Here is an 8,114-nt window from a genome sequence, read left to right as displayed (position 1 = left end):
ACTTAGATATTATATTTATTATTTGGCCTGTCTTAATATCTACATTTGCTGAGATGGTTTGTTTTACGATCCCACCATAGGCATTACTACCTTTAAAAGTCGTTTCTATTACTGCATGAGGATTTTTATCTAATATCAAGCGATAGGTTGTTTCTACGTGCTTATATGTGGATTCATCATGCATATTTTCTTTAATAATTTTTTCGAGTGGGCGATATGAGCCATCCCATCCGCTAAATTTAGACATAAATTCATCAAAGTTAATGCGATTTGTAAGTGATTTGGGATCTTGAGTATAGTCGGCATAACACCATCCAAGTACATCTCCCAGTTTAAGATCACCTGATTTCGTATACGATATCTGGCTTAAGCAACTGTAGAAATCATCTGTTTCGGTTTCAGGGATATCTTTGTATGACACATAGTTTTCAACAATTTCTTTTCTTTCGTATTGAGGTTCGTTTCTATACTCTTTGAGTGTTTTTGAGGCATATTTGAATTTTTTGTCACTATGTTTTTCTTTTCTTTCTTCCTGGGGTTCCTGATTGGTTTTTTCTGTTGACTTTAATGTGGTTGAATTATGAGTTGGGTAGAGTTGAGAACCTATAGTGATTGATGCAAAAAACGCGAGTAAGTAGATAAATGAAGATTTTTTTCTATTCGGCATTAAAACTAGACTTGGCTTTATAAGTCCAACAACAAAGGCAATGAATGTAATCACCGCTACGGTTGCAAATATGTTTTCCATGAGACCCTCTTTGGCACAAATGAGATTAATTCATATTATAGAACCTACTGTAATTCGATTGCACCATCAAGGTAAAATAAAGCCCCGATTACCAAGGCTAATCATGGCGTTTATATGTCCCCGCCACAATGCTGTAGCAAAAACCCGCAAAATTTATTTTTTTACCCATTATGTTGGCTTGATTTTTGGCGCAAAAGTGGTACTGGTTATATAACCAGTGCCGCCAATCTGTCGCCATTCTGCCGCCACTTTTCAATTTTCATCTCATCGCAGAAAGCAAAAAAGCCACCTTGCGGTGGCCTTTTCCTTTCCCTAACTCACTGTTTTATAGTAAGTTTTCATTTGGTGCCCAGGGCGGGACTTGAACCCGCACAGCCTTAAGGCCGAGGGATTTTAAATCCCTTGTGTCTACCGATTTCACCACCTGGGCTGAATTTGGAGGCGCGTCCCGGAGTCGAACCGAGGTTGACGGATTTGCAATCCGCTGCATGGCCACTCTGCCAACGCGCCTTTCTATATTCAATGAATAATTATTCAACGAATAATTCAGCTACTAAACCTTTAGTCGCTAAGTTACTATCCAACTTCTGAACAGTAACTTGGAGCGGGAAACGAGACTCGAACTCGCGACCCCAACCTTGGCAAGGTTGTGCTCTACCAACTGAGCTATTCCCGCACCGCTTTGAACTGGCTGATTTACTTATTTGTTTTCGTAAATCTCATGTGCTGTTCGATGCGTTGCATTCTACTTACTTCACGTATCGAGTCAACACAATTATTGTTACGCTGTGTTTGTTCGATGGTTTTTACGTCATTTCGATCAAGCTTCACGCAAGTCAGACCAAGCCGCGTTGACATATTGAAACATTGACCAAAATGTCATCACTGTAGCAACATAAAGTAATATGAATCCACCCAATTCGAATTCAAAATTAGGGCGCCATAATAAAGCAACTAACGCCGCCATCTGTGCTGTCGTTTTTACCTTACCCATCCAGGAAACGGCAACACTACTGCGTTTGCCTAATTCAGCCATCCATTCTCTGAGAGAAGAGATGATAATTTCACGCGCTATCATGGTTGCTGCGGGGAGGGTTATCCACCATGTATGATAGTGTTCGGAAACTAAGACTAGTGCGGCAGCAACCATGATTTTGTCCGCGACAGGATCAAGAAATGCGCCAAAGCGAGTTGTCTGTTTCCAAAGGCGGGCGAGGAAACCGTCAAACCAGTCTGTCGCCGCAGCGACAACAAAAATTATGGCACAAACCATCGGCGCCCATGTGAATGGCAAATAGAATGCCAGGACAAAAAATGGGATCAGGACGATACGAAATAGAGTGAGCCATGTTGGTATATTTAATTGCATAGTGCTTCTTAACTATCTGGCTATAGTGGAATTTATAAGTATGGTGCATCAATGTACTTAGTGTTTCAATGCATTATAAATTTTTTCTGCTAATGCATAGGAAATAGTCGGTACTTTTGCGATCTCTTCGACACTTGCATTACGTAAAGGCTGCAAACCTCCCATGTATTTCAGTAACATTTGTCGGCGTTTTGGCCCAACGCCTTCAATAGATTCCAGCGTACTGGTGTTTCTAACTTTAGATCTACGTTGACGGTGCCCGGTTATTGCATGATTATGTGATTCGTCACGAATATGCTGAATCACATGCAGGGCAGGAGAGTCCGGCGGTAATGCGATACCTTTATCCTCCGTCGCGAAAAATAGTGTTTCAAGCCCGGCTTTGCGATCACTGCCTTTGGCAATGCCTATTAATTGAGGTCGCGTTTTATCCCATTCAACATCAAGAGACTGAAAGACATCTATTGCTTGAGCTAATTGCCCTTTACCGCCATCGATGAAAATAATGTCGGGAATTTTTGACTCATCTAATGCTTTCCCGTATCGACGGCGTAGTACTTGATTCATGGCAGCGTAATCATCACCGGGAGTAATACCACTGATATTATAGCGCCGGTATTCAGAACGTAGTGGGCCATTGCTATCAAAGACGACACAGGATGCAACAGTTTGTTCCCCCATAGTGTGACTAATGTCAAAACATTCCATTCTCTGAATTTTTGCTAACTTAACTAATTTGGTGAGAGCGTCTAATCTTTGATGAATAGTTGATTGTTGTGATAAGCGGGTCGCTAGGGCGATTGTTGCATTTGTGCGGGCAAGTTTCAGATAACGGGCTTTATCTCCGCGGGGTCGGGTTTGAATATGAATTTTTCGCCCAGATATTTCAGATAAAGAATCAGACAAAATGTCTTTTTCTGGCAGAGTAAAATCCAGCAAAATTTCTGAGGGCAAAGTCCGATTTTGGCTGCCCTGTAAATAAAATTGACCAAGGAATGTTTGTACAATCTCATCAAGCTTTGTCCCAGTCGGGACTTTAGGATAGTAACTTCGGCTACCCAGTACTTTGCCCTGACGTATAAACAGCACATGCAGGCAAGCTATGCCCGCTTCAAAGGCAATACTGATAACATCAAGGTCATCGTCTGTTCCTGAAACAAATTGTCTTTCAGTAACTTGACGAACGGCCTGGATTTGATCTCGGTATCTTGCTGCATCTTCAAATTTCAGTTGCTGGCTGGCTTGTTCCATTCGGTCAATTAATCTGGTTAAAACTTGCTGATCTTTGCCTGAAAGGAACAGACGAATATAATCAACTTGCTGCTGATATTCTTCTTCACTTACCAGCCCTTTAACGCAAGGCCCAAGGCAGCGGCCAATTTGATATTGCAGGCATGGCCGCGAGCGATTGCGGTAGACGCTATCTTCACATTGTCGGATAGGAAAAAGTTTTTGCAGTAAAATTAATGATTCTCGTACCGCATGAGCGTTTGGAAATGGGCCGAAATATTCACCTTTGAAATGTTTAGCTCCCCGATGCATTGCCAGTCGTGGGTGTTTATCTGCGCTGAGAAAAATGTAAGGGTAGGATTTGTCATCTCGCAGTAAAACGTTATATCGGGGTTGATAGAGCTTAATGTAATTATGCTCCAGCAGCAGTGCTTCGGTTTCGGTATGCGTAACCGTAACATCTATTTGAACAATATTTTTAACCAGAGATTCGGTTTTACGACTGGCGATCTGTGCGCGAAAGTAGCTGGCAAGCCGTTTTTTTAAATCCTTGGCTTTACCGACATAAATAACCGTGCCTGAGGTGTCATACATACGATAAACGCCAGGCTGACTGGTTACTGTTTTTAAAAATGTTTTTGAATCAAATTGTTCCGTCACTATTTAATAGACTCTCTGTGTCGAATAGCCCATAACGTATTGCCATATGTGTTAATTCTACATCACCACTGATATTTAGTTTACTAAACATTCGGTAGCGATAGCTATTAACGGTTTTTGGGCTGAGATTAAGTTGTTCAGAGATATTGCTCACCTTTTGTCCTTTCGTGATCATCAGCATAATCTGTAATTCACGATCAGATAGACAACTTAATGGATTGTCTTGCTGTGGGCTAATTTGGCTAAGGGCCATCTGTTGAGCGATATCGGGAGCGATATAGCGCTGGCCGGCATTAACTGCACGAATTGCATTAACCATGTCTTGAGAGGTAGAGGCTTTACTGAGATATCCTCTGGCGCCAGCCTGCATCACCTTCATTGGTAAAGGATTTTCAGTATAGACAGTCAACATGATGACACGGACATCGGGACAATAACGTAGGATTCTTTTTGTCGCCTCCAGGCCACCAATGCCTGGCATGTTCATATCCATTAACACGATATTTACTTTATTAGCTCGGCACCATTTTATCGCATCTTCACCACAATTAACTTCTCCTACTACGGTTATTCCTTTTACGTCATCAAGAATACGTTTTACACCAACTCTGATCAGCTCATGATCATCGACTAACAAAATATTTATCAAAAAAGTGTCTCCAACTGGCTCTATGCTCATACATGAGCTTCATTGATATACCTGTTATCTTTCAAATTGCCTCTTTGTTGGCTGCACTCACTCACCCCGGTCACATCGTTACCTATGCTCCCGGGGATTCGCTCCCTTGCCGTCGCGATGCATCTTGAAATCCATAGGGTATATTGCTTGTGTATTGAATTTGTTTCAGAAGAGTTAACTTCAATTGTCTGTTTTTTAACTTTTAGTAAAGATTATATAAAACAATAAAATAGATAAATTATCCTAAAAGTTCATCAAGAATGCGAATATTATACTTATCTCCTCCAAAGACAAAAGAGAATTATTTTATATGATAACAAGTGTCATTTATTTGAAATCAGAATGTCCTATATATTCTGATTATGATAAAATTAATAACTAAATAAATATTTATAAAACAAATGGGTTTAACAATAATTTAACGTTTTTTGGCGTAGATCTATTTGGAAAATGTATAAAAATAGGGGGTGAATTATGTGGTATAATTATTATTTTCATAACGCAATTAATACGTAAACAGGTAACGACTATGAATAAAATCGATTTAATTCCTTCATCTGATACTGAAACCTTAGCAACAGAGGTGACATGTTTGAAAGTTCTGTTGGCTTCTATTCTTAAAACTATGGGGCAAGCTCATGCAGGGAAAGTTGTACTGAATTTGGAACATGTTATTGCAGAAATGGGCAATGAAAAACAGGCTAAGATATTTGAAAATACCGTTCAGCAAATAAAAGCATTATATCGGCAGTGAGGTAGGGTCTCAGGGGTTAATGTTATTGCCCCTGTACATATCCCACTTTTGCTACGTATTTAACGATCATAACTATATGAAACTAAAGGTGTAAGGTAAATAAATTAAAAACGATATTAATTATCTGGTTATAGAGAAAGGTGTGGGAAGAGGAAAATAGCTCATAGTAATTAACAGGATATAGCGTATACTAAATGTAGTAGTCTGGTTTGGTATGTAAATATAGGAGCGTGCGTATGTACAAAACTATTTTAGTACCGGTAGATATTTCAGAAGATGAACTAACGAGTAAAGCGGTTAAGCATGCACTGTCTTTAGCAAAAGAAACAGGTGCGAAGCTCCATATTCTTCATGTACTGCCAATTTCATCCGCGATTGTTAACGCATATTCGTTGGGATATGATGAAATTAAGGATAAAGCGACAATTAAAGCCGAAGATGATTTGAAAACGCTGCTTGATACCATCGATTTTCCTGCTAACAGGTTATCCTATTCCATTGCATTTGGGTCGCCAAGAGATGAAATAACAGCAGCAGCGACAGAAATTAATGCTGATCTTATCGTTATTGGCTCTAGAAGGCCCAATATTACAACGCACTTATTAGGATCTAATGCATCAGGTGTTGTCAAATATTCGACAACATCTGTTTTGGTTATCAGGTAAGGTGATTAAAACGTAATGAGAGAGATTGATTAGCCATCTTCGGATGGCTTGCTATATATGTCTTAGCTAACGCTGTGTTGCTATATTTTTATTAAATTTTCTCTGATTTCATTTTCATTGAGATTGCATAAGGTTTCGTAGAATTGTTGAGGATGCAATAATTGTGGAAAAATTTACTGATAAACTGATTCGTTTGGACCATTTTTTATGGCGGGTGGTGCGTTTTTACCTTATTGCTGCAACCTTTTTCTTTATTGGAATAATTCCGGGTGTCCTGGGGTTTTACCTGATAGAGGGGCATACATTTTGTGAATCTTTGCTTAACGCTTTATCTATGCTGGGATCGCAGGGTTTAGATCCCGTCCCTGTTAGTTTACCCGGTAAATATTTTATTGCCATATATGGGGTATTTTTGGAAAGTGTGTTCTTTATTACTTTGGGGCTTGTTGTAACACCTTTCATTCATCGAATATTACATAAGTGGCATCTTGATTCTGAGTGATTGAAAATAGAGCTATACGGTAATTTATTTGATTTAGTTAAACAACTCACAACAAATAATGTAATAGTTTATACCCTATGGATTTCAAGTTGCATCGCGACGGCAAGGGAATGAATCCCCGGGAGCATAGATAACTATGTGACCGGGGTGAGTGAGTGCAGCCGACAAAGAGGCAGCTTGAAAGATGACGGGTATACATCTTTTCCATGCCGTTCCTGACATATCAAGGTTTTCAATTAGTTATAGTTACCATTATGACTTGCTCAACTCTTTTGCCAAGAAATCTATTGCAAGATCAGAAGAGGAATTGGCAAAAGTGGCTGAGAAAATAGACTTGCCAAAAGAGCGAGTCTCTTTCTCCGTAGCCTTTGGATCACCGAGGGATAAAGTATTATCGACAGCAGATGAAATTAAAGCAGATTTAATTGTTATTGGTTCCCGGCGGCCTAATATTTCCACCCATTTATTAGGTTCAAACGCTTCAGGGATTATCGGATATGCAAATATTTCAGTTTTAGTAGTCAGATGAATGACCTATACCCTATGGATTTCAAGATGCATTGAGACGGCAAGGGAGTGAATCCTCGCCGTTTTTTACGGCGGGGAGCAGTCACAACAGAATATTGAACTTATTTTGGTGATAATTGATTTTAAGCTATCCATTTTTTACCAAAAAGTTGATCTGCACAGGATAGATGTTGCATAAAATCCCGGATTAAAGTGAATATCAGGCAAAGATGCCACAAGAATCAGCAACTTATACGGCTATAGTAAAAATAAGCATGATTTTAATTTATTGGCTATAGTTAATTTCAGCAAGGTGACTCGTTTTGATAACTGGATGAGGACAAAACATGTTAAGAAAATTGGCGGCTGAATTACTTGGAACTTTTGTTCTGGTTTTTGGGGGATGTGGTAGTGTTGTATTCGCTGCGGCATTTCCTGAATTAGGGATTGGCTTTGTCGGTGTATCTTTGGCATTTGGTTTAACAGTATTGACGATGATATATGCTGTTGGGCATATTTCTGGCGGGCATTTTAATCCCGCTGTAACAATTGGTCTTTGGGCTGGTGGTCGTTTCAAGGCAGTGGAGGTTATTCCTTATATTATTTCTCAAGTTATAGGTGGTATTCTTGCTGCCGCGGTATTATATGTTATTGCCAGTGGGCAGGCGGGTTTTGATGCGACCACGAGTGGTTTTGCAGCAAATGGTTTTGGTGAACATTCACCAGGTGGATTCTCGCTTCAATCGGCTATTGTGGCTGAAATTGTTTTAACGGCTATTTTCTTAATTGTTATTATTGGTGCGACAGATAGACGAGCACCTCCGGGCTTTGCGCCATTAGCAATAGGTTTGGCGTTGGTTTTAATTAATTTGATTAGCATTCCTATTACTAACACGTCAGTCAATCCGGCACGAAGCACGGCTGTTGCGATATTCCAGAATACCTGGGCTTTAGAGCAGTTATGGTTTTTCTGGGTGATGCCAATTATTGGTGGGATTGT

At 39.8% G+C, this 8,114-nt stretch carries 9 protein-coding genes and 3 tRNA genes; 5 read left to right on the top strand and 7 right to left on the bottom strand.

Features of this window, described 5'->3' with window-relative positions; genetic code table 11:
• From LG003_RS22110 to uvrY, 7 genes are all read right to left on the bottom strand, one after another.
• A partial coding sequence (locus LG003_RS22110; RefSeq protein ID WP_112876973.1) for a hypothetical protein occupies window positions 1–748 on the bottom strand: 748 nt, incomplete at its 3' end.
• 343 nt (window positions 749–1,091) lie between these two features.
• Window positions 1,092–1,178, bottom strand: a tRNA-Leu gene (locus LG003_RS22105).
• A 6-nt stretch (window positions 1,179–1,184) separates the two neighbouring features.
• A tRNA-Cys gene (locus LG003_RS22100) sits at window positions 1,185–1,258 on the bottom strand.
• A gap of 90 nt (window positions 1,259–1,348) precedes the next feature.
• Window positions 1,349–1,424: transfer RNA gene (locus LG003_RS22095), tRNA-Gly, on the bottom strand.
• Window positions 1,425–1,568: 144 nt separating this feature from the next.
• Window positions 1,569–2,117 carry a CDP-diacylglycerol--glycerol-3-phosphate 3-phosphatidyltransferase gene (gene pgsA / locus LG003_RS22090; protein ID WP_112876974.1) on the bottom strand — a complete coding sequence of 183 codons (549 nt, stop codon included), beginning with the start codon at window positions 2,115–2,117 and terminating at the stop codon, window positions 1,569–1,571.
• 57 nt (window positions 2,118–2,174) lie between these two features.
• The gene (gene uvrC / locus LG003_RS22085) at window positions 2,175–4,007 is read right to left on the bottom strand and encodes an excinuclease ABC subunit UvrC (RefSeq protein WP_262981650.1); all 1,833 of its coding nucleotides are present in this window, start codon (window positions 4,005–4,007) and stop codon (window positions 2,175–2,177) included.
• Window positions 3,991–4,656, bottom strand: coding sequence for a UvrY/SirA/GacA family response regulator transcription factor (gene uvrY, locus LG003_RS22080; RefSeq protein ID WP_112877012.1), 666 nt, complete (start codon window positions 4,654–4,656; stop codon window positions 3,991–3,993). Before uvrY ends, uvrC begins: the two co-directional genes overlap by 17 nt.
• 559 nt (window positions 4,657–5,215) lie before the next feature.
• On the opposite strand from uvrY, the gene LG003_RS22075 reads away from it, so the two are divergent.
• From LG003_RS22075 to aqpZ, 5 genes are all read left to right on the top strand, one after another.
• Window positions 5,216–5,440, top strand: coding sequence for a DUF2594 family protein (locus LG003_RS22075; protein WP_112876976.1), 225 nt, complete (start codon window positions 5,216–5,218; stop codon window positions 5,438–5,440).
• Window positions 5,441–5,676: 236 nt separating this feature from the next.
• Window positions 5,677–6,105 (top strand): universal stress protein, encoded by a 429-nt coding sequence (locus LG003_RS22070; protein ID WP_112876977.1) that lies wholly within the window; start codon window positions 5,677–5,679, stop codon window positions 6,103–6,105.
• A 163-nt stretch (window positions 6,106–6,268) separates the two neighbouring features.
• Window positions 6,269–6,607, top strand: a complete 339-nt coding sequence (locus tag LG003_RS22065; protein ID WP_112876978.1) for a hypothetical protein — start codon at window positions 6,269–6,271, stop codon at window positions 6,605–6,607.
• A gap of 184 nt (window positions 6,608–6,791) precedes the next feature.
• Window positions 6,792–7,136, top strand: coding sequence for a universal stress protein (locus LG003_RS22060; RefSeq protein ID WP_240000723.1), 345 nt, complete (start codon window positions 6,792–6,794; stop codon window positions 7,134–7,136).
• Window positions 7,137–7,461: 325 nt separating this feature from the next.
• Window positions 7,462–8,114 (top strand): aquaporin Z (gene aqpZ / locus LG003_RS22055; protein ID WP_262981649.1); only part of this gene is annotated, 653 nt, incomplete at its 3' end.

The sequence above is a fragment of the Photorhabdus kleinii genome (genome assembly GCF_025384885.1).
GTDB lineage: Bacteria > Pseudomonadota > Gammaproteobacteria > Enterobacterales > Enterobacteriaceae > Photorhabdus > Photorhabdus kayaii.
The sequence above is the reverse complement of the archived record's forward strand: the minus strand, read 5'-3'. Positions and strand labels throughout refer to the sequence as shown.

Excerpts from the sequence above, each read along its gene's own strand:
- LG003_RS22075 (WP_112876976.1), top strand. The coding sequence starts at position 5,216 with ATGAATAAAATCGATTTAATTCCTTCATCTGATACTGAAACCTTAGCA.
- LG003_RS22060 (WP_240000723.1), top strand. The coding sequence starts at position 6,792 with ATGACGGGTATACATCTTTTCCATGCCGTTCCTGACATATCAAGGTTT.
- LG003_RS22070 (WP_112876977.1), top strand. The coding sequence starts at position 5,677 with ATGTACAAAACTATTTTAGTACCGGTAGATATTTCAGAAGATGAACTA.
- pgsA (WP_112876974.1), bottom strand. The coding sequence starts at position 2,117 with ATGCAATTAAATATACCAACATGGCTCACTCTATTTCGTATCGTCCTG.